Annotated in this window: 17 protein-coding genes; 9 read left to right on the top strand and 8 right to left on the bottom strand. The window is 60.7% G+C overall.

Annotated elements, in window-relative coordinates; all coding sequences use genetic code 11:
• Window positions 1–20: 20 nt before the first annotated feature.
• The 4 genes from ACI2KS_RS17445 to ACI2KS_RS17430 all read left to right on the top strand — a co-directional run bounded on the left by ACI2KS_RS17445 (window position 21) and on the right by ACI2KS_RS17430 (window position 5,110).
• Window positions 21–1,025, top strand: coding sequence for an asparaginase (locus ACI2KS_RS17445; RefSeq protein ID WP_404622242.1), 1,005 nt, complete (start codon window positions 21–23; stop codon window positions 1,023–1,025).
• 646 nt (window positions 1,026–1,671) lie between these two features.
• A complete protein-coding gene (locus tag ACI2KS_RS17440) occupies window positions 1,672–2,664 on the top strand; it encodes an AraC family transcriptional regulator (RefSeq protein ID WP_404622241.1) in 993 nt (330 codons plus the stop codon).
• Window positions 2,665–2,941: 277 nt separating this feature from the next.
• Window positions 2,942–3,970: a histone deacetylase family protein gene (locus tag ACI2KS_RS17435; RefSeq protein ID WP_404622240.1), complete on the top strand. Its 1,029-nt coding sequence runs from the start codon at window positions 2,942–2,944 to the stop codon at window positions 3,968–3,970.
• 27 nt (window positions 3,971–3,997) lie between these two features.
• Window positions 3,998–5,110 carry a polyamine ABC transporter substrate-binding protein gene (locus tag ACI2KS_RS17430; RefSeq protein ID WP_404622239.1) on the top strand — a complete coding sequence of 371 codons (1,113 nt, stop codon included), beginning with the start codon at window positions 3,998–4,000 and terminating at the stop codon, window positions 5,108–5,110.
• Between the two features lie 116 nt (window positions 5,111–5,226).
• Here the strand turns inward: ACI2KS_RS17430 and ACI2KS_RS17425 are convergent, their stop codons facing one another.
• Window positions 5,227–6,099 carry a bestrophin family protein gene (locus ACI2KS_RS17425; RefSeq protein WP_404622238.1) on the bottom strand — a complete coding sequence of 291 codons (873 nt, stop codon included), beginning with the start codon at window positions 6,097–6,099 and terminating at the stop codon, window positions 5,227–5,229.
• A gap of 298 nt (window positions 6,100–6,397) precedes the next feature.
• Here ACI2KS_RS17425 and tkt point away from each other — a divergent pair, with 298 nt between their 5' ends.
• Window positions 6,398–8,482, top strand: a complete 2,085-nt coding sequence (gene tkt / locus ACI2KS_RS17420; RefSeq protein WP_404622237.1) for a transketolase — start codon at window positions 6,398–6,400, stop codon at window positions 8,480–8,482.
• 117 nt (window positions 8,483–8,599) lie between these two features.
• On the opposite strand, the gene ACI2KS_RS17415 is transcribed toward tkt, so the two are convergent.
• A complete protein-coding gene (locus tag ACI2KS_RS17415; protein WP_404622236.1) occupies window positions 8,600–9,811 on the bottom strand; it encodes a YeeE/YedE family protein in 1,212 nt (403 codons plus the stop codon).
• Between the two features lie 179 nt (window positions 9,812–9,990).
• The gene (locus ACI2KS_RS17410; RefSeq protein ID WP_404622235.1) at window positions 9,991–11,538 is read right to left on the bottom strand and encodes a PLP-dependent aminotransferase family protein; all 1,548 of its coding nucleotides are present in this window, start codon (window positions 11,536–11,538) and stop codon (window positions 9,991–9,993) included.
• A gap of 88 nt (window positions 11,539–11,626) precedes the next feature.
• Here ACI2KS_RS17410 and ACI2KS_RS17405 point away from each other — a divergent pair, with 88 nt between their 5' ends.
• Genes ACI2KS_RS17405 through ACI2KS_RS17395 form a run of 3 tightly spaced genes read left to right on the top strand, consistent with a single transcriptional unit; the run spans window position 11,627 to window position 13,391 of the window.
• A complete protein-coding gene (locus tag ACI2KS_RS17405; protein ID WP_404622234.1) occupies window positions 11,627–12,253 on the top strand; it encodes an FMN-binding negative transcriptional regulator in 627 nt (208 codons plus the stop codon).
• A gap of 4 nt (window positions 12,254–12,257) precedes the next feature.
• A complete protein-coding gene (locus ACI2KS_RS17400; RefSeq protein WP_404622233.1) occupies window positions 12,258–12,704 on the top strand; it encodes a GNAT family N-acetyltransferase in 447 nt (148 codons plus the stop codon).
• 15 nt (window positions 12,705–12,719) lie between these two features.
• Entirely contained in the window at window positions 12,720–13,391 is a 672-nt protein-coding gene (locus ACI2KS_RS17395) for a GNAT family N-acetyltransferase (protein ID WP_404622232.1), read from the top strand.
• A gap of 210 nt (window positions 13,392–13,601) precedes the next feature.
• On the opposite strand, the gene oadA is transcribed toward ACI2KS_RS17395, so the two are convergent.
• Both oadA and ACI2KS_RS17385 read right to left on the bottom strand, forming a co-directional pair.
• Entirely contained in the window at window positions 13,602–15,410 is a 1,809-nt protein-coding gene (gene oadA, locus ACI2KS_RS17390) for a sodium-extruding oxaloacetate decarboxylase subunit alpha (protein WP_404622231.1), read from the bottom strand.
• An 11-nt stretch (window positions 15,411–15,421) separates the two neighbouring features.
• On the bottom strand, window positions 15,422–16,837 hold the full coding sequence (locus ACI2KS_RS17385) for an acetyl-CoA carboxylase biotin carboxylase subunit (RefSeq protein WP_404622230.1): 1,416 nt from the start codon (window positions 16,835–16,837) through the stop codon (window positions 15,422–15,424).
• Window positions 16,838–17,033: 196 nt separating this feature from the next.
• Between ACI2KS_RS17385 and ACI2KS_RS17380 the strand changes: the two genes are divergently transcribed.
• A complete protein-coding gene (locus ACI2KS_RS17380; protein WP_404622229.1) occupies window positions 17,034–17,984 on the top strand; it encodes a LysR family transcriptional regulator in 951 nt (316 codons plus the stop codon).
• Here ACI2KS_RS17380 and ACI2KS_RS17375 read toward each other — a convergent pair.
• The 3 genes from ACI2KS_RS17375 to ACI2KS_RS17365 all read right to left on the bottom strand — a co-directional run bounded on the left by ACI2KS_RS17375 (window position 17,938) and on the right by ACI2KS_RS17365 (window position 21,234).
• Window positions 17,938–18,168, bottom strand: a complete 231-nt coding sequence (locus ACI2KS_RS17375) for a PA3496 family putative envelope integrity protein (RefSeq protein ID WP_404622228.1) — start codon at window positions 18,166–18,168, stop codon at window positions 17,938–17,940. The two genes, ACI2KS_RS17380 and ACI2KS_RS17375, sit on opposite strands and share 47 nt — an antisense overlap.
• A gap of 204 nt (window positions 18,169–18,372) precedes the next feature.
• Window positions 18,373–19,239, bottom strand: a complete 867-nt coding sequence (hexR, locus tag ACI2KS_RS17370; protein WP_074754821.1) for a transcriptional regulator HexR — start codon at window positions 19,237–19,239, stop codon at window positions 18,373–18,375.
• A 144-nt stretch (window positions 19,240–19,383) separates the two neighbouring features.
• A complete protein-coding gene (locus ACI2KS_RS17365; RefSeq protein WP_404622498.1) occupies window positions 19,384–21,234 on the bottom strand; it encodes a putative bifunctional diguanylate cyclase/phosphodiesterase in 1,851 nt (616 codons plus the stop codon).
• Between the last annotated feature and the right edge of the window lie 92 nt (window positions 21,235–21,326).

The following is a 21,326-nucleotide window of genomic DNA, read 5'->3' as shown; positions in this document are numbered from 1 at the left end:
GTCAGTCCAGGGAGAAAGGCATGAATCGCGAAAACCACGCACCGGCCAGGCAAGTGATGGTGCTGTATACCGGCGGCACCATCGGCATGCAGGCCAGCGAAAACGGGTTGGCGCCAGCCGCTGGGTTCGGCGCGCGCATGGCCGATCAACTGGCTGGCCAGCCTGCGCTGGTGGTGCCGCAGTGGCAGTTTCGCGAAATGTCCCCGTTGATCGACAGCGCTAACATGACACCCGACTACTGGCAGCGGCTGCGCGAGGCCGTGGTCGATGCGGTTGAGGTCAGCGGCTGCGACGCGGTGTTGATCCTGCACGGTACCGACACCTTGGCCTACAGCGCTGCCGCCATGAGTTTTCAACTACTGGGGCTGGAGGCTGCGGTGGTCTTCACCGGCTCCATGCTGCCGGCCGGCGTCCCGGACAGCGATGCCTGGGAAAACGTCAATGGCGCGTTGCAAGCCTTGGGCAAAGGTTTGGCGTCGGGGGTGCATTTGTACTTCCACGGTGAGCTGTTGCAGCCGACACGTTGCGCAAAGATCCGCAGCTTCGGGCGTAACCCCTTCGCTGCGCTGAATCGCAGCCGTGGGGGTGAAGTCGCATCAGCATTGCCGGCAACGCTCAATTACCGCCAGCCCAAACAGCTGGCCAATGTGGCCGTACTGCCGCTGTTTCCCGGCATTGGCGCGGCGCACCTGGACGGGTTGATCGACAGCGGCATTCAAGGCCTCGTCCTCGAATGCTTCGGCAGCGGCACCGGGCCCAGCGACAACCCGGCTTTCCTGGAAAGCCTGGACCGCGCGCGCGAGCGGGGTATCGTCGTGGTCGCCATCACTCAATGTCACGAAGGCGGCGTGGAGCTGGACGTCTACGAAGCCGGCAGTCGTCTGCGCGGCGTCGGCGTGCTGTCCGGCGGCGGCATGACGCGTGAAGCGGCGTTTGGCAAGTTGCATGCACTGCTGGGTGCGGGGCTGACCGCGGAGGAGGTACGGCGCCTGGTGGTGCTGGATGTGTGTGGGGAGTTGTGCTGAAGATGGCTGAAACCCGTACGTAGCAGCACGGCTCGGCCGGCCGTAGGCGTTCAGCTTGCTGCGGACCGCGATCGGGCACCGGCAGTAGAATCAGACGGCTCGCTGGGTCAGGTGGGTAGCGTTCACAGGGTTTGCTGGCGCTTCGCGCCAGATCGTCGGCAAGCCGGACTCCCACGCCCTCCGGGCAGAGGCAACGACATCTGTCGCCGCATGCTTTGATTCTGGCCGTAGGCCGTGGGAGATTCTACGGTTTCAAACAAGCTCCTCAAGCAGCTTTGGGCTATTGCGCCGCCTGCTTTTGATTCTGGCCGAAGGCCGTGGGAGCTTGGCTTGCCAGCGATCTGCCGGGCACCGGCAGTAGAATCAGACGGCTCGCTGGGTCAGGTTCATAGCGTTCACAGGGTTTGCTGGCGCTTCGCGCCAGATCGTCGGCAAGGTGGAGCGCCACCCCGGCGGACTCCCACGCCCTCCGGGCAGAGGCAACGACATCTGTCGCCGCCTGCTTTGATTCTGGCCATAGGCCGTGGGAGCGGGCTTGCTGGCGAATGTGTCAGCAAGCCCATCATCAAAGTGTCAGAGCGGTGCAGAACCCAACGGCACAGCTCTTGCTCCCCTTCCGCGATCAGGAAGCCATCGGAACGCGCTCATGCTCCACTCTCACCTCACCACCCTCAACGCCGTTTCGCTGGTGCTCGAAACGTTTTCGGCCGAAGGCTGGGGCAGCGAGGCGTTGCTGGCCGGGAGCGGGATCACTGAGGCGGACTTGAGTCGGCCGGACATTCGCATCACCACGTTTCAGGAATTGCAGGTCTGCGCCAACGCTGTGGCGCTGCGTCGGGAGATCGGTTTGCCGTTGGGGCGGCGCATGCATGTGTCGTCCTACGGGATTCTCGGTTACGCCCTGCTCACCAGTGCCACTTTCGGTGACGCCCTGAGGCTCGCGCTGGAGTATCCGGCGCTGCTCGGCACTTTATTCGAGCTGCAGCTGATCGAAGACGGTGAACGAGTCTGGTTCAGCGCCAGCGACTATCGCGACGATGAAAGCCTGCGGGTATTCAACGCCGAGCTGTGCATGGCGTCGCTGAAGGTGATCTGCGATGACCTGCTGGGCAAACCGCTGCCTTTGCTGGATGCACGCTTCGCCCACGCCGCGCCGGATTACCAGGCGAGTTATCGGGAAAGCTTCGCCTGCACGCTGCGCTTCAATGCCCAGGACAATGCGTTCGCTTTCGACAGACGCTGGCTCGATCAGCCGTTGACCCTTGCCGATCCTGTTACGCACCGCGACATGCGTGAGCGCTGTCGTCGGCAGAACATCGAGTTCACCGGGCGTCAGGTCTGGTTGGGGCGGATTCGCCACCTACTCGATGATCAGCTGGAGAAGACGCCCAGCCTGAGCGTGCTGGCTGAAAAAATGAACTGCTCGGAGCGCACCCTGCGCCGCCACTTGCACGCCACGGGCAGCAGCTATCAGCAGTTGCTCGACGAGCTACGCTTCGAGCGAGCCAAGCAAATGCTGCAGGATGACCAACTGCCCATCCATCGCATCGCCGAGGTATTGGGGTTCAGTGAAACCGCAAGCTTCAGGCATGCCTTTATCCGCTGGAGCGGTGTTGCCCCGAGTCAGTTTCGGGTGTGATAACGCCATCCCTGTAGCAGCCCGGCTTGCCGGCGGTGACTGGCTTCAGATCGCTAGCGGCGGCAAGCCGGTCTGCTACAGATCAAGGCCCGTCGAGACATCTCGCGATGTAGCCGCTACCCGACTGCCTCCAAACAGGGCGCCACGCCTCAATTGGGGGCGATATACGGACAGCATTTATGTCCGGATCTATCCCCTTTTGGCCGTTTCCGTCGTTCCCCATACAGCCTGGCGCTACAAGAATGTCGGACAACTTAGCCATCAGGAAAACAACAAAATGCTGACGATCTATTCAGACGATCACCATCTGCATCACGGCCGCTGCGAGCTGATCGACGGCAAGCTGATGCCCTGCTTCGAAATGCCATCGCGAGCCGATCATGTGCTGCAGCGCGTCAGGGACCGAGAAATCGGTGCCGTGGAGGCGCCGCAGGATTTCGGCATCGACCCGATCAAACGCATTCACACCCAGGCCTTCCTGGAATTTTTCGAAGGCGCCTGGGCACGTTGGGCCCAGACCGATCCAGAGGGCGATCTGCTGCCCTACACCTGGCCTGCGCGTACCTTGCGCTCGGTCATTCCCACCAGCCTGCACGGCCAGCTGGGTTACTACACCTTCGACGCCGGTGCGCCGATTACCGCCGGCACCTGGCAAGCCGCGTACAGCGCAGCCCAGGTCGCCCTTACCGCGCAGGCCGCGATCCAGAAGGGCGAGCGCAGTGCTTTCGCCCTGTGCCGGCCACCCGGCCATCACGCTGCCAGCGATGTAATGGGCGGCTACTGCTACTTGAACAACGCCGCCATCGCCGCCCAGGCATTCCTTGATCAAGGCCACAAAAAGGTCGCGATCCTCGATGTCGATTACCACCATGGCAACGGCACCCAATCGATTTTCTATGCGCGCAGCGACGTGCTGTTCACCTCGATTCATGGCCACCCGGAAGCTGAGTTTCCGTTCTTTCTCGGGTACCAGGACGAGCTGGGCGAAGGCGCTGGCGAAGGCTTCAATTTCAACTATCCACTGGCAGCTGGCAGTGACTGGGCAAAGTGGAGCGCGGCGCTGGAGCAGGCCTGCGAGCAGATCGAGCGCTACGGCGCGGACGTTGTGGTGGTGTCGTTGGGCGTGGACACCTTCAAGGACGACCCGATCTCGCAATTCAAGCTCGACAGTCCCGACTATCTGCGCATGGGCGAGCGCATCGCGCGCCTGGGCAAACCGACCCTGTTTGTGATGGAAGGCGGCTATGCCGTCGAGGAAATCGGCATCAACGCCGTGAACGTGCTGGAAGGTTTTGAAAGCGTTTGACCCCTCCGAATCAGAAGAGAGACAACGATGAACAGACTCAAGCGCTTTATTGCAGCGGCGTTTCTTACCACATCAGGCGCGGCGATTCTCGGCGCCGCCGCACAGGCCGATGAGCAGAAAACCCTGCGCGTCTACAACTGGTTCGACTACATCACTCCGCAGACCCTGGAGAACTTCAAGAAGGACACCAAGGTCCCGCTGATCTACGACATCTTCGACACCAACGAGGCGCTGGAGGCCAAGCTGCTGACCGGCAACTCGGGCTACGACGTGGTGGTGCCTTCCAATGTGTTCCTGGCCAAGCAGATCGAAGCCGGCGTATTTCAACCGCTGGACAAGAGCAAACTGCCGAACTACTCGCACCTTGATCCCAAGCTGATGAAGCTTCTGGAAGCTAACGATCCGGGCAACAAGTTTGCCGTGCCCTACATGTACGGCACCATCCTGATCGGCTTCAACCCGGACAAGGTCAAGGCAGTGCTGGGCGACAAGGCGCCTGTGGACAGCTGGGACCTGATCTTCAAGGAAGAGAACATCAGCAAGCTCAAGCAGTGCGGCGTGACGCTGCTGGATTCGCCGTCGGAGATTCTGCCTCTGGCCCTGCAGCATCTGGGGCTGGATCCGAACAGCAAGAATCCGAAGGACTACGAAAAGGCGGAAGCCTTGTTGATGAAGATTCGCCCGTACATCACCTATTTCCACTCCTCCAAGTACATGGCCGACATCGCCAACGGCGACATCTGCGTGGCCGTGGGTTATTCGGGCAGCTTCTCCCAGGCCGCCAACCGCGCCAAGGAAGCCAAGAACGGCGTAGTCGTGGACATGCGTCTGCCCAAGGAAGGCGCGCCGATCTGGTTCGACATGCTGGCGATTCCCAAAGGCGCCAAGGATCAGGAAGACGCCTACACCTTCATCAACTACCTGCTGCAACCGAAGGTGATCGCGCCGATCAGCGATTTTGTCGGGTATCCAAACCCGAACAAGGACGCCACCGAGATGGTCGACCCGGCGATCCGCAACAATCCGAATCTGTACCCGACCGAAGACGCCATGAAGACCCTGTACACCCTGACCCCGCTGCCGCGGGACGCCGAACGGGCACGGACGCGGGTATGGACCAAGATCAAGTCGGGGACCTGAGACTAACCAGTCAAACTGACACAACTCTCATCCTGTAGCAGTCCGGCTTGCCGGCGCAGACGTCCGCCCGATCGCTACCGCCGGCAAGCCGGACTGCCACAGGTTTTTCACGGAGCTTATCGCTGTTTTTCAGTGGCATCGCGCAGCATCGAATTCAGGTTCCCCGAGATGTTGGCGCACAAGGCCTTCATCTGGATCTCATGCTCTGACGCCTTGAACGGGCTCTGCAGATCAGTGCCGATCTTCTCGATCGCCAGCAGCATGAAACCCACCACCGTCGACGCCAATGGCGTGAACCAGCCCAGCGTTTCAACCAGGCCAATCGGCACGATGATGCAGAACATGGTGATAAACAGCCTTGGGAAGGTCACGTACGGATAAGGCAATGGCGTATTGGCAATTCGCTCCATGCCGCCCTGGCAGTTGGAAATTTCCACCAATGTCGCTTCAAGCCGCTCCAGACGAATGCTGTCCAGCCGTCCTGCCTTGTATTCAGCGGCGATGATGGCGGCGGATTCATTGAGAATGTCGTTGGGGAAATTGTTGGTACGCGTGCGCCGCTCATACTCCGCACGGGGGATCATCGCAGTGACGTCCTCGCCGCAATCGCCACCTTTCAGATGCGCCGACAGGCACTCGACGTAGGCGACATGACGGCGCAGCAGGACGCCCTTGACCGGATTCAGTTCATCCTCGTCATCAATCAGCGTCAGCACCTGCCGCGCGAAGCTGCGGGAATTATTGACCAGACCTCCCCACAGCGTGCGCGCTTCCCACCAGCGGTTGTAGGCACTGGAATTGCGAAAGCTGGTCAGGACCACCAATGCCGAGCCGAGCAAGGTCAGGGGCATCGATGGCAAGGTGATCTTGCGTTCCAGATACAGCATGAAGTCGACCGTAACGATCACATCCCAGATCAACAACCAGAACAGTGACCAACCGATGTAGGTAAAGGTCCTGATCATGGCGCGGTATTTCTTGATGATCATTTCTCGCAAAAGCCACCCCCGTTCAGAAACCAGTGATCGGGTACGGCAACATGCACAAACCCCAAAGGTTCGAATGCAAATGGACCCGATGGTTCGCAAGCAGCTTTATTGATCACCCATCAATGGCTGTAGCAGCCCGGCTTGTCGGCGCTGGCGCCTTGGAAATCTTTACCTGCGCCGGGCCGGACTGCTGCGGCATCCCATCGGCAAATGACAGATTATTCATGGAACGAACCCGCCCTCCCCGTGCTCAACAACTATCTTGGATGCTTCAGCCACTCGTCACGAGGAGAAAGTAATGGGCTCGTCTTCAACAACTCACTCCATCGAACAACACAGCGACCGCGACCAACTGACCATCAATACCATCCGCACCCTGGCCATGGATGCCGTGCAGAAGGCCAACTCCGGCCACCCTGGCACGCCCATGGCACTGGCGCCGGTCGGCTACACGCTGTGGAAGGATTTCCTGCGCTATCACCCGGAACATCCTGACTGGCCGAATCGCGACCGCTTTGTGCTCTCGGTGGGTCACGCCTCGATGTTGTTGTATTCGCTGCTGCATCTGGCAGGCGTGGTGGAGATAGACGAGCACGGCAAGCGCTCCGGCAAACCGGCCGTCAGCCTTGAGGACATCAAGCAATTCCGCCAGATGGACTCCAAGACCCCAGGCCACCCGGAATACCGCATGACCACCGGCGTGGAGACCACCACAGGCCCGCTGGGTCAGGGCTGCGCGAACAGCGTCGGCATGGCGATGGCCGAGCGCTGGCTGGGCGAGCACTTCAACAAGCCAGGCGCCACGCTGTTCGATTACAACGTCTATGTGTTGTGCGGCGACGGCGACATGATGGAAGGCGTTACTGGCGAGGCAGCCTCGATTGCCGGCCACCTGAAGCTGTCGAACCTGTGCTGGATCTACGACAACAACACCATCAGCATCGAAGGCCACACCGAGCTTGCGTACAGCGATGACGTGCGCAAGCGCTTCGAAGGCTATGGCTGGAAAACCTTGCACGTGAAGGATGCCAACGACGCAGCGGCGCTGGCCGAGGCGATCAAGACCTTCCAGCAGACCGACAGCGCACCGACGCTGATTGTCGTCGACAGCGTGATCGGCTACGGCTCCCCCAACAAACACAACACCGCCTCAGCCCATGGCGAGCCGTTGGGCGAAGATGAAATCAAGCTGACCAAGAAAGCCTACGGTTGGGACGAGAACAGCAGTTTTCTGGTGCCCGAAGACGCCCGTCATTACTTGCGTGACGCATTGCTGGGCCGTAGCAGCGGCGATTACCAAGCCTGGACCAAAACCTTCGCGCAGTTTGAGAAGAACCAGCCGGAACTGGCCGACGAGCTCAAGCGCATGCGCGCAGGCGAGATGCCTGAGGGCTGGAAAGACAAGCTGATGAATTTCGAAACCGATGCCAAGGGCGTCGCATCGCGCGCCTCCGGCGGCAAGGTGCTGAACGCTTTCGCGCAGAAGATCCCATGGCTGATCGGCGGCTCTGCCGACCTCTCGCCTTCGACCAAGACCAATCTGACGTTCGAGGGTGCCGGCAGTTTCGAAGCTGGCAGCTACAGTGGCCGCAATCTGCACTTCGGGGTCCGCGAACACGCCATGGGCTCGATTGCCAACGGCTTGGCGTTGTCCTACATACGTCCGTATACCTCAACCTTCCTGGTGTTCAGCGATTACATGAAGCCGCCGATTCGTCTGGCGTCGATCATGGAATTGCCAGTGGTGTTCGTGTTCACCCACGACTCGATCGGCGTCGGCGAAGACGGCCCGACCCACCAACCCATCGAACAACTGACACAGCTTCGCGCCACACCCGGCGTGCTGACCCTGCGTCCGGGTGACGCCAACGAAACCGCGCAGGCGTGGAAGATCGCTCTGGCGCAGACCAAGCGGCCGTCGTGCCTGGTGCTGTCCCGTCAGCCACTGGTGACACTGGATCGCTCGAAATATGCGAGCGCCGAAGGTGTCGCCAAAGGCGCCTACGTGCTGGCCGATGCGGTAGAAGGCAAGGTGGACGTGATTCTGATTGCCACCGGCAGCGAGGTCGGCATGACAGTCGAGGCGTTCGAGAAGCTCAAGGCCGAAGGTATCGCCGCGCGTGTGGTCTCGATGCCCAGCTGGGAGCTGTTCGAGGATCAGGACAAGGCCTACCGCGACAGCGTACTGCCGCCAGAGGTGACCGCACGTCTGGTGGTCGAACAGGCCGGACCCGTAGGCTGGGATCGTTATGTCGGGCAGTCTGGGGAGAAGATTGTGATGAACACGTTCGGCGCCTCGGCGCCTATCGATAAGCTCCAGGCCAAGTTCGGGTTTACCGCCGAGAACATCGTCAAAGTGGCCAAGGGGCAGATCGGCAAATAGACGGGCCTCTCAGGGCGCTGTCATTCCCCTGTAGCAGTCCGGCTTGCCGGCGGTAGCGAGCTCGAATCCGCCACCGCCGGCAAGCTGCACTGTTGCAGGGTTTTTCAATGTCCTGGCTCAGCAGCCGCTCAACACGACCGGACGCCGCTCACCTTCGAAGAAGAACGGACGGATGCGCACGCCAACCGCGTTACCGGCAAAGGCTGCGATCAGCCACAGCCATCCGTGCACGCTGCCCGAAGCGATGCCACTGAAGTAAGCGCCGATGTTGCAGCCATAGGCCAGGCGCGAACCGTAGCCCAGCAACAGACCGCCAATTACAGCAGCCACCAGCGAACGGGTCGGAATCTTCAGGCTTGGCGAGAAACGTCCTGCCAATCCAGCCGCCACCGCCGCACCCAGCATGATGCCGATGTCCATCACCGTTGTGATGTCTTCCCACACCGGTGCCGCCAGTGCCTTGGCATTGGCTGGCATCTGCCAGAACACCCAGCTGCCGACGTCCACGCCCAGACCACTTGCCACCTTCGCACCCCACAGCGCGAACGCTGAGGTGATGCCCCATGGGCGCCCCGCCAACGCCAGGGTCGCGTAGTTCAGCAGCGCCAGCGCCACCGCGCCCCACACCAGCGGCCAGGGTCCGCGCAGGAAGCGCCGCAGGCCCACATGCTCACTGATGACAGCCGACTCCAGCTCACCATGACGGCGCTTTTCCAGCTTGATGGTGACCAGCGCAATCACCGCGAACAACGCCAGGCTCATCACCAGAGCCGGGATCACGCCGAAGGTTTTGACAATGGAGGTCGCAGGAAACGACGGCAGCGAGAACCACCAGTCCACGTGGTGGGTGGCGATGACCGAGCCGATGATGAAAAACAGCAGTGTCACCAGCATCCGTGCATTGCCGCCACCGACCGTGAACAACGTCCCGGACGCGCAGCCGCCGCCCATCTGCATGCCGATACCGAAAATGAACGCACCGAACACCACCGAAACCCCGGCAGGTGCGACCAGCCCGGTCACCGGCGTGCCGAACAGCGTGCCTGCGCCAAGTGCAGGGAAGAACAGCACCACGGCAATCGCCAGCATCACCATTTGCGCCCGCAGACCGGCGCCACGACGATCGTTGATAAATACCCGCCAGGCAGAGGTGAAGCCAAAGGCTGCGTGGTACAGGGTCAGGCCCAGTGCCGCGCCGACGATCAGCAACAACACCTGTTTGCTGCCGACAGCGGACTGGAGAAACAGCGCGCCGATCACCAGCACAATGAAGGCGACCAGCGGCGTGCCGAACTTGCGCTCAGGCGTCGCAGAGAGAGGAAGGCTCATGAATGTATCTCAGGGAGAGGTTGCAATGGGCGCGAGTATACCCCCGTGGATGCTGGGTTGCAGGCGCAACCGACAATTGTAGGAGTGAGCTTGCTCGCGATCGGCCACTGGCTCAAACAGTGGACCTGGGTGGCCCTATCGCGAGCAAGCTCACTCCTACACAGAAGCGTGTGGATGTCCTAGTCCCGCCACACCGTCCTCAACCGCTCCAGCGCCGAGGCGATGTCAGCCTCCGGCACCGCCGCGAAGCCCAGCACCAGTCCTGCCCGGTTATCCACAGGGGTATCGGATTCCGGCAACCAGTGCTCACTCAACGGCGCGACCTCGACGCCGACGCTTTCAGCTTTGGCGACCAGCTCTCGCTCTCGAGCCAGGCTCTGCACCTTAACCGACACATGCAACCCTGCCGCAGGTTTGGTCATCGGGCTGCAACCACGCAGTTCGTCGGGCCAGCCGGCAAGCAAGGCATCGCGCCGACTCAACGCTGCGCGGCGCATACGCCGGATGTGCCGCTGAAAATGCCCGGCAGCGATGAATTCAGCCATCACCGCCTGGGTGCCGATCTCCGAATGACGCATGTCCAGCGCCCGACGTTGACTGAACGGCTTGACCAGATTAAGCGGCAGCACCAGGTAACCCAGACGCAGGGCTGGAAACGCCACCTTGCCGAACGTCCCGACGTAAAGCACCCGTCCATGCCGATCCAGGGCCGCCAATGGCGCCAGTGGAGCACCGCTGTAGCGATATTCGCCGTCATAGTCGTCCTCGACGATCCAGCCCTGGGTACGCTGCGCCCACGCCAGTAAATCCAGGCGCCGCGCCAGGCTCATGGTGACGCCCAAGGGGTACTGATGCGAGGGCGTGACATACGCCAGCTTGCAGCTGTTGTCGTTCAGATCCGGGCTGCGCATGCCCTCATTGTCCACCGGCATGCCGCGCAAACTCGCACCTGCCACAGCGAAGGCATGTCCGGCGGCGCGGTAGCCGGGATTTTCGATTGCCACACTGTCGCCCTGATCCAGCAGCAGCTGTGCACAAAGGGTAATTGCCTGTTGCGCACCACTGGTGATCACAATTTGTTCAGGCGCACACTGCAAGTCACGTGATGTGCGCAAATACACCGCGATCAGCTCGCGCAAGCGCCACTCGCCGGCCGGGTCGCCATAGCCCAACTGATGCAGCCCCGGTTTGCACCAGAAAGCCGCGTGCAGCTTGCCCCAGACCTCGAACGGGAACAGGTCGAACGCCGGTACGCCGACTCTGAACGCCCTGGGCAAACCGGTTTTATGGGCGCCCAAATGATGGCGTTGCAGCAGATCCAGAGAAGTACTGTGGATAACTTCACTGGACAAATCACCAGCGTCATTTGACAGATTTGTGGATAAACCTGTTGATAAGCTTGGTGATAAGCCTGTGGACAGTTTTGTGGATAGTTTTTTGGCAGCAGCAGGCTTATCCGGCAGCCGAGCGACATAAGTGCCGTCGCCGACACGTCCCTCGGTGAAACCTTCGGCGTAGAGCTGATCGTAGGCGCGCATCACGCTGTTGCGGGAGATCGACAATGATGCGGCCAGATCGCGGCTCGCAGGGAGCCGTGTGCCGCTGCTCAGACGCCCGTCGAGTATGCGCAGGCGCAGCGCCTGATAAAGCTGGCGGCTCAAACCATGCCGGCGATCCAGTTCCATACCGGCGAAGTCGAAGGTCAGCGAAGGGGTGACGGCTGGCATGGATTGGCCCTATGAAATTGACCGTTAATGGTTCTTACATCAGACCAATAGGCTGCCTAGGATTGAGCCAATCGCCAAGGAAAATCTCATGTACATACCCAGCCACTTCAAGGATGAGGACCTCGTCAGTCTGCACCGGCAAATCGAAGGCACGCGCCTTGCGACTCTGGTGACGTTCGACGCCACGGGTCTGCAAGCCAGCCACGTGCCGCTGCTGCTCAACGCCGATGAAGGGCCGAACGGCACGCTGTACGGCCATCTGGCCAAGGCCAATGCTCAGTGGAAGTCACTGGCCGATGGCGAGGCGCTGCTGATCTTTCAAGGCGCCGACGCCTACATCAGCCCGTCCTTCTACGCTGCTAAGGCTGAGCATGGCAAAGTGGTTCCAACCTGGAATTACCTGGCGGTGCATGCCTACGGTCGACCCGAAGTGTTTACCGACCCCGAGCGGCTACTGGCGATCGTCAGCGGTCTGACCGACAAGCACGAAGGCGCCCGTGCCGAGCCATGGGCGGTGAGCGATGCCCCGGCGCACTACATTGAAAAAATGCTCAACGGGATCGTCGGCTTTGCCATCCCCATCGATCGACTGGAAGGCAAGCGCAAGCTCAACCAGAACCGCAGTGCCGAAGACATCGCCGGCGTCAGCAAAGGCCTGGCTGCCAGTCAGGACCACAACGATCAGGAAATCGCTCGCTTGATGAGCCAAGGATAACCTCGTGTCTGATGTGCAAATCCGCCCTGTCACCGCCGCTGATCACGACGCCTGGCTACCGCTGTGGAAGGCTTATCTGACCTTCTACAAAACCGAACTGCCCGACGCTGTCACCCAGAGTACCTGGCAGCGCTTTCTCGACAGCCATGAGCCGACCCATGCAGCGCTGGCCTGGGAAGACGGCAAGGCTGTCGGCATGGTGCATTTCATCTTTCATCGCTCCAACTGGAGCATCAACTATTCGTGCTACCTGCAGGATTTGCTGGTGGTGCCCGAGCAACGCGGTACAGGCGTGGGCCGCAAGCTGATCGAATACGTATACGTCGCCGCGAAAAAAGGCGGCGCCGACAAGGTTCACTGGCTTACGCACGAGACCAATACCACAGCGATTGGGCTGTATGAGCGCATCGCCGAACGCCCCGGCTTCATTCAATTTCGCAAACCGCTGTAAGACTGGAAATCCATCATGTCGAACCTCGAACACTGGCAATCGGCAAAGTTGCCGGATACACGCACGTTGAGCGGCCGCTTCATTCGTCTGGAAAAACTCGATGCAGCCCGCCACGCCGATGGGCTCTGGGACGCATTGCAAGGCCCCGGTGCCGACCCTAAGCTGTGGGATTACCTGGCGGTCGGCCCGTTTTCCGAGCGCGGCGCATTCGACGACTACCTCGCGGGCCTGGAGGCGTCGACCGACCCATGGTTCTACACCGTGATCGATCAGCAGACGGGGGCTATCGATGGCTTCCTCAGTTTGATGTCCATCGTCCCCAGCGCCGGCCGTATCGAGATCGGCCACGTCACCTTTGGCGCCTCGATGCAGCGCACTCCCAAGAGCACCGAGGCTGTCTATCTGCTGGCCGAAGAGTCATTTGCACTGGGCAATCGTCGTCTGGAGTGGAAATGCAACGCTGACAACGCCCGCTCCATGAGCGCCGCCGAGCGTTTCGGTTTCAGCTTCGAAGGCACCTTCCGCCAGCACATGGTGGTCAAGGGCAAGAACCGCAACACGGCGTGGTTTTCCATTCTGGACAGCGAATGGCCGCAGTTGCAGCAGGCCTTTGCGGCCTGGCTGGCTGTGGATAACTTCAACAGCGGCGAGCAGATCCAGACCTTGGCAGATTTGCGCAAACGATGACCCCCGTAGTGTTCGTGCGCTTCTGCCAGCCGGCACCATACCTGTAGCAGTCCGGCTTGCCGGCGGTGGCGCTCTCGGGATCCTGCGGCCCGTTGCGCGGTGGGGCTGATTTCCAGGCAAAAAAAAGAGGAGCCACGAGAGCTCCCCCAGAGGTAAACAGTGGCCGGCCGCGTCTGTGCGCGGCGGCCATTTATCCATGTTGCGTCGCGATCAGCCCTCGATCTCGACCAGAATCTCGCCCGGGTTCACACGATCGCCTTTGGCGACGTGAATCGCCACGACCTTGCCGGCCACGGCCGCCTGGACTTCGGTTTCCATTTTCATCGCTTCGGTGATCAACACAGCCTGACCGGCTTTCACCACATCGCCTTCCTTGACCAACACATCGACAATGTTGCCCGGCATGGTAGTGCTGACGTGGCCGGGCTTGCTGGCCTGCGGTCGTTTGCCGATGCCACCGCCGACGAATTCGTTGAGCGGCTCGAACACCACTTCTTCCGGCATGCCGTCGATGGACAGATAGAAGTGGCGCTTGCCTTCAGCCTTCACGCCGACCCCGGTGATGTCGACCCGGTAACTCTCGCCATGGACGTCGATGACAAACTCGGTCGGCACACCCTCACCGCCCGCCCTGGCCACAGCACCCGGTTCAGGAATCGGCAGCAGAGGCTCTGGAGCCAAGGTGCCCGCAGCACGCTCTTCGAGGAACTTGCGGCCAATGTCCGGGAACATGGCGTAGGTCAGTACGTCTTCCTCGGATTTGGCCAAGGCACCGATTTCGCCGCGCAGCTTGGTCATTTCCGGTTTCAGCAGGTCAGCCGGGCGGACGTCGATCAGTTCTTCATTGCCGATCGCCTGACGACGCAACTTCTCATCGACAACGCCCGGTGCCTTGCCATAGCCACCGGTGAGGTACAGTTTCACCTCGTTGGTGATGGTCTTGTAACGCTCGCCGGCCAGCACGTTGAAGAACGCCTGCGTTCCGACGATCTGCGAAGTCGGGGTCACCAGCGGCGGGTAGCCCAGGTCCTTGCGCACGCGCGGGATCTCGGCCAGCACTTCGCCCATGCGGTTCAGCGCGCCCTGCTCCTTGAGCTGGTTGGCGAGGTTGGAAATCATCCCGCCCGGCACCTGATTGACTTGAACGCGGGTATCGACGGCGGTGAACTCGCTTTCGAACTGGTGATATTTCTTACGAACCGCGTAGAAATACAGACCGATTTCCTGCAGCAGCTCCAGATTCAGGCCGGTGTCGAATTCGCTGCCTTTGAGCGCCGCGACCATCGATTCGGTACCTGGATGGCTGGTGCCCCAGGCGAAGCTGGAGATGGCGGTGTCAATGTGATCGGCACCGTTTTCAATGGCCTTCAACTGGCACATAGCAGCCAGACCCGCAGTGTCGTGGGAATGGATAAACACCGGCAGTGACTGCTCGGCCTTCAGCGCCTTGACCAGCTCGCCGGTGGCGTACGGGGTCAGCAGGCCGGCCATGTCCTTGATGGCAACGGAGTCGCAACCCATGGCTTCCATCTGTTTGGCCTGAGCGACAAAGGCTTCAATGGTGTGCACCGGGCTCGTGGTGTAGGCGATGGTGCCTTGGGCATGCTTGCCTGCCGCTTTCACGGCTTCGATGGCCACGCGCAGGTTACGCACATCGTTCATGGCGTCGAAAATACGGAACACATCGATGCCGTTGACCGCAGCCTTGGCCACGAACGCCTTGACCACATCGTCGCTGTAGTGGCGGTAGCCGAGCAGGTTCTGGCCGCGCAGGAGCATCTGCAGTCGCGTATTGGGCAACGCGGCGCGCAACTGGCGCAGGCGCTCCCACGGGTCTTCCTTCAAGAAGCGCACGCAGGCATCGAACGTCGCGCCACCCCAGACTTCCAGCGACCAATAACCGACCTTGTCGAGCTTTTCGCAGATCGGCAGCATATCTTCGGTGCGCATGCGGGTCGCCAGCAGCGACTGGTGAGCGTCGCGCAGGATGGTGTCGGTTACGAAGATTTTCTTGGACATTGATGTGTTCCTCACAGGCCTGCGTGGGCGGCAATGGCGGCGGCGATGGCCAGAGCCAGCTCTTCGGGTTTGCGCTTGATCGAGTAGTTGGTCAGTTCCGGGTGGCTTTCAACGAAGCTGGTATTGAACTGGCCGCTGCGGAATTCCGGGTTGCGCAGGATTTCCTGGTAATAGGCGGCGGTGGTCTTCACCCCTTGCAGGCGCATGTCGTCCAGCGCGCGCAGGCCACGGTCCATCGCCTCTTCCCAGGTCAGCGCCCAGACAATCAGCTTCAGGCACATCGAATCGTAGAACGGCGGAATGGTGTAGCCGGTGTAGATCGCCGTGTCGGTACGCACGCCAGGCCCGCCGGGCGCGTAGTAGCGAGTGATCTTGCCGAAGCTGGGCAGGAAGTTGTTCTTCGGGTCTTCGGCGTTGATGCGAAACTGCAACGCGAAACCTCGGTGGATGATGTCTTCCTGCTTGACCGAAAGCGGCAGGCCCGAAGCGATGCGAATCTGCTCGCGGACGATGTCGATACCGGTGATTTCTTCGGTGATGGTGTGCTCGACCTGAACCCGGGTGTTCATTTCCATGAAGTACACCTCGCCCTCGGCGAGCAGGAACTCCACGGTACCGGCGTTCTCGTAACCCACCGCCTTGGCCGCACGCACCGACAGGTCGCCGATGTAGGCGCGCTGTTCCGGGGTCAGCTGAGGGCTTGGCGCGATTTCGATGAGCTTCTGGTTGCGGCGCTGGATCGAACAGTCACGCTCGAACAGATGCACGACGTTGCCGAAGCTGTCACCGAGGATCTGCGCCTCGATGTGCTTGGGATTGACGATGCATTTTTCCAGGAACACTTCAGCCTTGCCGAACGCCTTGGTGGCCTCGGAAATGACCCGGGGAAACGCCTGCTCAAGCTCCTCGCGACTGTTGCAGCGACGGATGCCGCGCCCGCCACCGCCGGAAGTAGCCTTGAGCATCACCGGGTAACCGATACGCTCGCCTTCAACCAGGGCTTCAGCGATATCGGCCACGTTGCCTTCAGTGCCTGGCGTAACAGGCACGCCAGCCTTGATCATGCTGCGGCGCGCCTCGGTCTTGTCGCCCATGCGGCGGATCACTTCAGCGGACGGACCGATGAACTTGATCCCACGTTCGGCGCAGATGTCGGCCAGTTCGGCGTTTTCCGACAGAAAGCCATAGCCGGGGTGCAACGCATCGCAACCGGTCTCTACGGCCAGATTCACCAGTTTGCGTGGGTTCAGGTAACCCTCCAGCGGTTCGGAACCAATGCCATACGCTTCGTCCGCACGCTTTACATGGAGCGCATGGCGGTCCGCGTCGGAATAGATCGCCACCGAGCGGATGCCCATCTCGGCGCAAGCGCGCACGATACGGACAGCGATTTCTCCACGGTTGGCGATCAGGATTTTTTTTATCACTGGCATTTCCTCGACCGATGAGCAGACCGACCGGAGACCCGGCCGGAACGTCGCGACATTGCGTTACTGCATGTTGCTTCGCAGCGATGGGTCACCCTATGACGAATGATCAATTAACAAAAATGAGTAAAAATTGGGTTAAACATAAGTAAAACCTTATAGTCATGCCTTGGGCGATATTCGGAGCGCTAAAAAATTGCGTAAGTCATTGATGCGTATGACATTGCGTCAGTTGCGAATTTTCAATGAGGTCTGTGATCTACGGTCCTACAGCCGCGCGGCCGAGGAAATGTCCCTCACTCAACCGGCGGTCAGCTTGCAGATTCGTCAGTTGGAAGAGCTGATCGGGCAGCCGCTTTTCGAATATGTCGGCAAAAAGCTCTACCTGACCGAGGCAGCCGAAGCCTTGCAGCTGGCCAGCCGCGACATCTTCGGCCGGCTGGAAAACCTCGATATGCAGCTCTCCGACATGCAAGGCTCGCTGCAAGGGCAGCTGAAACTCGCCATCGAATCCAGCGCGAAGTACTTCGTTCCTCATCTGTTCGCCGCGTTTAAACGCCAATACCCCGAGGTCATGTTGAATCTGACGGTGGTCAATCGCGCCCAGGTGATTCGGCGACTGTCGGATAACCGCGACGATCTGGTGGTGATGTCGATGGTGCCGCAGGACATGGGGCTTGAGTTCCTGCCGTTCCTGAACAACCCGATTGTGGCGGTGGCGCGGCCAGACCATCCGTTGTGTCTGCTGCCTAACCCGACGCTCAAAGACCTGGAAGGCTCGACCCTGGTGGTTCGTGAGCCGGGATCGGGGACGCGCAAGGCTTGCGAGGAGTATTTCAAGGAGAAGCGCATCCACTTCGAGCACTCGCTGGAAGTGTCATCGGCCGAAGCGCAACGCGAATGCGTGGTCGCCGGTCTCGGCGTGGCGTTATTGACCCGGCACGCGCTGAGTCTGGAACTGGCCACCGGCATGCTCAAGGAGCTGCCCGTGGCCGAGTTGCCACTGTATCGCAGCTGGTGCGTGGTGCAGGCTCGGGATAAGCGCCTGTCGCCGGTGGCTCATGCCTTCCTGGCGTTCATCCGCACCGAGCGGGCCCAGATCAGCGAGTTGGTCGCGCGCTTTGACGGCCGCCTTGCGCAGCGCTAGCGCTCTGCCAGAAATTGGCTGACGCTGCGTCCAGATAGTCTGAGAGTTCCTGATTCAGGCGGCGTTCTTCGGAATAGCTTTCGATTGCCCGCCGAAACGTCATGCGACGCTGGTCTTCCTGCTGACGGCGGGTCTTGGCGCTGGAGGCGCTGTGCTGCTGCGAGTCATCGTAGTGCCGAGGCATGTCCTGTCTCCCATGGCGTGTGCGGGAGGTACAGAGTGGCCGTCAGGCGTGACGATCAAGCGGCGGTAGCGTTACAGGTTGGTGAAGGTTGCACAGACAGATCAACTGTAGGGGTAAGCTTGCTCGCGATTGCGGGGTGTCAATCAACGCATGCGGTGCAGAAAAATCGCCATCGCGAGCAAGCTCACTCCTACAGGGGTGAGATCAATCCTCAGCCGATTTGATCGACTTGGGCGACAGACGCAGACTGCGCAGGCTGCGTTTCACGCTCTTGAGGTGGTTGACCAGGCTCGGTCCGCGGGCCATCGCCACGCCCATCGCCAGCACGTCAATCACCACCAGATGCGCAATGCGCGAGGTCAGCGGAGTGTAGATCTCGGTGTCTTCATGGACGTCGATCGCCAGATTGACCGTGGACAGCTCGGCCAAAGGTGTCTGGCTTGGGCACAGCGTAATCAGGTTGGCGCCGCTTTCACGCACCAGGTTCGCAGTGATCAGCAGATCCTTGGAGCGCCCCGATTGCGAGATGCACACCGCCACATCGGTTGGTTTGAGGGTCACCGCCGACATCGCCTGCATGTGCGGATCGGAATACGACGCGGCAGTCAGCAACAGGCGGAAAAACTTGTGCTGCGCATCTGCGGCCACTGCGCCCGAAGCGCCAAAGCCGTAGAACTCCACCCGATGCGCCGCGGCCATGACCGTCACGGCAGCTTGCAAGGCATGAGGGTCGAGCTTTTCGCGCACTTCCATCAGCGTATGCAGCGTGGTGTCGAAAATCTTCAGGCTGTAGTCGGCGACCGAGTCGTCCTCGTGAATCGCGAACTGCCCGAAACTGGCACCAGCGGCCAGGCTCTGCGCCAGTTTGAGCTTGAGATCCTGAAACCCGGTGCAGCCGATGGCACGGCAGAAACGCACGATGGTGGGCTCGCTGATGCCAACGCTGTGGGCCAGATCGGCCATGGAGCTGTGCATCACGGCCGCCGGATCAAGCAGCACATGGTCGGCTACCTTGAGCTCTGACTTACGCAAGAGATGGCGGGACTGGGCGATGTGCTGCAACAGATTCAAAGGACAGGACTCAAGTGAAGGATGGGTCGGGCTGTAGCTTTCTTGTAGTTATACTACATGACCTGCAAGCCGCACAGCTAAACGAGCTTGCAGTTGGCAACCGACGACGCCTGAACGTCCGGTCGTGATGCAGTGTAGGACTTTTCACACATGACTCCAGGCAACGCCTTCACAATCGCGCAGGACATCGCCCATCGCACTTGCCTCCACCGGTCGACTGATCAAGTAGCCTTGTACCTCATCGCAGGCATGCGCTCTCAGGAACTCCAGTTGCTGGCAATTTTCGACCCCCTCGGCGACCACCTTCAATTCCAGGCTGTGCGCCATGGCGATGATCGCTCGGGTAATCGCCGCATCTTCGGTGCCTTCGTTCAAACCGCGAATGAAGGCCTGATCGATCTTCACGTAATCCACCGGAAACCGCTTGAGGTAACTCAATGAGGAATAACCGGTACCAAAATCGTCGATGGCCAGCTTTACGCCCAGCTCGCGCAATTGCTTGAAGGTGCTGATGATGTGCTCGACGCTGTCGAGCAACTGGCTTTCGGTCAGTTCAAGCTCCAGGTATTCCGGCATCAGGCCGGTCTCATCCAGGACCTGACGCACCAGACTGACCAGTTTGCCTTGGCGCAACTGGTGCACAGACAGGTTGACCGACACCCGAATCGGCAAGAGCCCGGCGCGTTGCCACTCCCGAGCCTGCTTGCAGGCGCGGCGCAGGACGAACTCGCCGATATCGGCAATCAGCCCGGTTTCTTCTGCCAGGCCGATGAACTCACCGGGCGGCACCATGCCGCGCACCGGATGCCGCCAACGCACAAGGGCTTCGGCCGAATTCAGTCGGCCGCTGGCCAGGTGCAGTTTCGGTTGATAGAACACCTCCAGCTGCCCTTCCTCAATCGCCCGGCGCAGTTGAATTTCCAGCTGCAAACGTTCCAGCGTCCGGGCTTGCAGGCTATCGGTGTAGAACTGGAAATTGTTACCCCCCAGATGCTTGGCATGCTGCATGGCCATATTCGCCTGGCTCACCAGCGCGGCGATATCCCTGGCCGAGTCCGGCAGCAAGGCGATGCCGATCGAAGCACTGACCACCAGATCGTGGCCTGAAACGCAAATGGGCGAACGCAGCTTGGCAAGCAATCGGGTAGTCACTCGCGCCAGCGTGGTCAGATTGCCGTAGCTGTCGAACAGCACCGCAAACTCATCGGCCGACAGCCGTGCGACCGTATCAGCCTCCGCCAGCTCGGTGCTCACACGACGCCCGACCTGACGCAGCAGCAGGTCGGCCACTTCATGCCCCAGGCTGTCGTTGAGCAGCTTGAAGCGATCCAGGTTGATGTGCAGCAATGCCAGGTTGCGACCACCCTGGCGCACTCGCTGATTGGCTTCGCGCAGCCGCTCGCTGAACAGCGACCGATTGGCCAGCCCGGTCAATTCATCATAGTGCGACAGGTAGCGGGTGCGCTCTTCGTACTGGCGCGCCAGTTCACGATTGAGCTGGTCGCTGGTGGCCTGTGCCTGCTGCAGATGCTCGATCAGCGCCTGATTCTGGAAACGTCGGGTCAGGCCCCGCTCGATGAGCCGGTTGACCTGCGCCGCCACCACGATCAATGCCAGCAGCAAGATCAGCCCGAGCCAGCCCCACCCGCGCAACGGCACATCGCCGCCCCAGAACAGATAAACGATCGGCGGCAGCAGGCAGGGCACGGTGAAGGTGAGGAAGGCTGGAATACTCGCTGCATACGCCACACTGGCGGACAACGTGGCAGCACCGATCAGGCCGAAGACCCAAGCCTGCTGGACAAAGCTTTGCACCGGCACTAGCACCAGAGCGGCGCTTGACAGGGTAAAGCCGCTGACGCAGGCGCCCGCCAGAAACATACGCTTCCACACCGGTTGCGCCTGTCGCTCAGGCGTCGCTGCACGAAATGCAGCCACCTGCAGTACCCGCAGACACACCAGCGCCGTCAGCCAGCCGACCCAGATGCCAACCATCACGTAACGCTCCGGGCTCCAGAGCAGCCAGGCGCAAAGCAAACCATTGAGCAACATGAACAGGGTCGGCAGCAGCGACCCCTGATAAAGAA

The sequence above is a fragment of the Pseudomonas sp. NPDC087358 genome (genome assembly GCF_044900785.1).
Taxonomy (GTDB): domain Bacteria; phylum Pseudomonadota; class Gammaproteobacteria; order Pseudomonadales; family Pseudomonadaceae; genus Aquipseudomonas.
The sequence above is the reverse complement of the archived record's forward strand: the minus strand, read 5'-3'. Positions and strand labels throughout refer to the sequence as shown.